The sequence below is a fragment of the Roseibium sp. genome, from assembly GCF_025698965.1.
In the GTDB taxonomy this organism is placed as follows: Bacteria; Pseudomonadota; Alphaproteobacteria; order Rhizobiales; family Stappiaceae; genus Roseibium.
Window position 1 is genome coordinate 1 of record NZ_JAILWL010000598.1, and the last position, 3,389, is coordinate 3,389.

4 protein-coding genes are annotated in these 3,389 nt (G+C 55.8%); all 4 read left to right on the forward strand.

Going from position 1 to position 3,389, the window contains the following annotated elements:
- Nucleotides 1–795 (forward strand): ABC transporter substrate-binding protein (locus K5905_RS30185; protein WP_297591395.1); only part of this gene is annotated, 795 nt, incomplete at its 5' end.
- A 74-nt stretch (nucleotides 796–869) separates the two neighbouring features.
- On the forward strand, nucleotides 870–1,844 hold the full coding sequence (locus K5905_RS30190) for an ABC transporter permease (RefSeq protein ID WP_297591397.1): 975 nt from the start codon (nucleotides 870–872) through the stop codon (nucleotides 1,842–1,844).
- Nucleotides 1,845–1,859: 15 nt separating this feature from the next.
- Nucleotides 1,860–2,837, forward strand: a complete 978-nt coding sequence (locus K5905_RS30195; protein WP_297591398.1) for an ABC transporter permease — start codon at nucleotides 1,860–1,862, stop codon at nucleotides 2,835–2,837.
- A gap of 7 nt (nucleotides 2,838–2,844) precedes the next feature.
- On the forward strand, nucleotides 2,845–3,389 hold a 545-nt coding region (locus tag K5905_RS30200; protein ID WP_297591400.1), incomplete at its 3' end, for an ABC transporter ATP-binding protein.

Consider the following 3,389-nt stretch of genomic DNA (forward strand, 5'->3'; position numbering starts at 1 on the left):
CTGACCGGTCCGGAGCTGCGCACAATCTTCCTCGGCATGGACCAGATGCGCGATGAACTGCTCTATTCCGATGTGAAGGGCAAGAACCCGTTCAAGGACGCAAAGGTTCGTCAGGCCTTCTATCAGGCGATTGATATCGAAGCGATCAAGAAGAAAGTGATGCGGGACCTGTCGACCCCGTCCGCGATCATGATCTCGCCGTTCCTGTTCTCCAAGGCCAGCGAATTCGAGCGCTATCCCTACGATCCGGAAGCTGCCAAAAAGCTAATGGCCGATGCCGGATATGCAGACGGCTTTTCTGTCGGCATGGACTGCCCGAACGATCGCTATGTCAATGACGAAGCTATCTGTCAGGCCGTTGCCGCCATGCTGGCGCGCATCGGTGTGAAAGTGGACCTCAACGCACAGCCCAAAGCGAAATATTTCGCCAAGGTGCTGGCCTCCGGGGGCTTCGACACGTCGTTCTATCTTCTCGGCTGGACGCCAGGGTCTCTCGACAGCTGGAACGTTCTGTCAAACCTGATGAACTGCCGCACTGAAGCTGGAGACGGCTCTCCGTTCAATCTCGGCGGTTTCTGTGACGAAAAAGTCGATGGCCTCACCAAAGAAGTTCTGGTGGAGATCGAGCCTGAGAAACGCGACGGGTTGATTGCGGACGCGTATAAGATCAGCCATGACAATATCTACTACATCCCGCTGCACCAGCAGGGCCTGGCCTGGGGTGTTGCAGATGATGTTCAGCTGGTTCAACGCGCAGACAACCAGTTCAAGTTCCGCTTTGTGACGAAGAACTGACCCTGTTGGAATAACAATGCGCGCCCCCGGCACTGCCGGGGGCGTCTTTTCATGTTTAGACATAAAGAGCCGAAATGATTGGATTTGCGACTCGCCGCCTGCTGCAGGCGTTGATTGTCATGATGGTGGTGGCGCTTCTGGCCTTCACCATGTTCCGGTTTGTGGGTGACCCGATCAACCAGATGGTTGGAATCGAGACCTCGATCGAAGAACGGGAGGCTCTCAGGGAACGCCTGGGGCTCAACGACCCGATCCCGGTTCAGTTTCTGAGATTCATCACCAACGCGGCGCAATTCAACTTCGGCACTTCCTATCAGTTCCGCCAACCCGTATCGGAACTCTTTGCCAAACGCATTCCGGCAACACTCGAACTCAGTTTCGCCTCCGCCATGTTTGCACTCGTGGTTGGGATTCCCATGGGAATCTATGCAGGCCTCAACAGGGAGTCACCTGTTTCGAAACTGTTTCTGTCGCTCTCGCTTGTCGGTATATCGCTGCCAACATTCTTCATCGGCATTCTGCTGATCTTCCTGTTTTCCGTAACCCTCCAATGGCTGCCGAGTTTCGGGCGAGGCGAAACGGTGCAGATCGGATCTTGGTGGACAACAGGCTTTCTGACGGTTTCCGGCCTCAAGGCCCTGATCCTGCCATCCATCACCCTCGGCCTTTATCAGATGACGCTGATCATGCGTCTGATCCGTGCAGAAATGCTTGAGGTCATCCGTACCGACTACATCAAGTTTGCCCGTGCCCGAGGCCTGCCGGATCGTCTTGTCAATTTCCGACACGCGCTGAAAAACACTCTTGTGCCGGTGATCACCATTACCGGTTTGCAGCTTGGTGCGATCATCGCCTTCGCGACGATTACCGAAACCGTGTTCCAGTGGCCAGGCATGGGTCTGATGTTCCTGCAGGCAGTCCAGAATGTCGATATTCCGATCATGTCGGCTTATCTTCTTTTGACCGCGTTTTTGTTCGTGGCGATCAACTTCATCGTCGACATCCTTTATTTCTTCATCGACCCGCGCCTGCGCGTCGGTCGGCCGTAAGGGAGACATTCACTCATGCCATACGTCTCCAATGAAGAAGCCAAGGCTGCCGTTCAGGACAGAGCAGGTCTGCCGACCTCGCAGGGTCATTTCACGAAACTAATCGACAGCGACATGTTTCACTCGTTCCTGCGATCCAAAATCACGGTAGTGGCGGCAATCGGAACGTTGATCCTGTTTCTGCTGGCCTTTCTGGCTCCCTGGATTGCGCCCCACAATCCGTTCGATCTGGCATCAATTTCGATCCTCGATGCGCGGGTTCCGCCTGTCTGGATGGAATATTCCGACCCGCGCTTCCTGCTTGGCACGGATGACCAGGGACGGGATCTCCTGTCCGGAATTTTCTACGGAATGCGGATTTCGCTGATCGTCGGATTTTGTTCGGTCATCGCAGCGGCCGTTATCGGCATCAGTCTGGGATTGGTCGCCGGATACATGGGCGGCCGCGTCGACGCCATCATCATGCGGATCGCGGATGTACAGCTCACCTTTCCCGCAATCTTGATCGCGCTGCTGATCGATGGTGTTGCTGCCGGTATCTTCGGCGGTCTCGACCGGGAGATCTTTGCCTTCTACATCCTTATCGTCTCTCTGGCCCTGTCCTTCTGGGTGCAATACGCGCGCACTGTTCGAGGCTCAACGATGGTTGAGAAGAACAAGGAATATGTTCAGGCTGCACGCGTGATCGGCATTCCGTCGGTCATCATCATGGCGCGGCACATCCTGCCGAACGTAATGGGGCCGGTGATGGTCATTGCAACGATCAATCTGGCACTCGCTATCGTGACGGAATCCAGCCTGTCCTTTCTGGGTGTCGGCATGCCGCCAACTCAGCCTTCACTCGGAACGCTGATCGCAATCGGAAACGACTTCCTTTATTCAGGAGAGTGGTGGATCGCCATCTTTCCCGGGCTGGCTCTGGCTCTTCTGGTTCTGAACGTAAATCTACTGGGCGACTGGCTGCGCGACGCCCTCAACCCGAAACTGCGGTGAGGGCGACATGAGCGTTCTAGATATCAAAGACCTGACGGTCGAATTTCCGGGCCGCAAATCCGTGTTCGTTGCTGTCGATGATGTCAGCTTGAGCGTGGAAGCGGGCAAGATCCTGGGCGTTGTCGGCGAATCGGGTGCCGGCAAGTCAACGGTCGGCAACGCGGTGATCGGTCTGTTGCAAGAACCCGGCCATATAGCCGACGGCGAGATTTTTCTTCACGGCAAACGCATTGACGACCTGCCCTACAAGGACAAGCGCCTGCTGCGTGGCCGCAAGATCGGCATGATCTTTCAGGACCCACTGACGTCGCTCGATCCGCTGCAAACCGTCGAATCGCAGCTTGTCGAAACGATCCGCACCCATATGCCGCTGTCCAAGAAAAACGCTCGGGAAAAGGCCGTCGAACTGATCGATGCGGTTGGCATTCCGGATCCCAGGGAGCGGATCAAACAGTATCCGCATCAGTTCTCCGGCGGCATGCGCCAACGTGTTGTCATTGCACTTGCGCTTTGCGCGGAACCGGAACTTGTGATTGCCGATGAACCGACTAC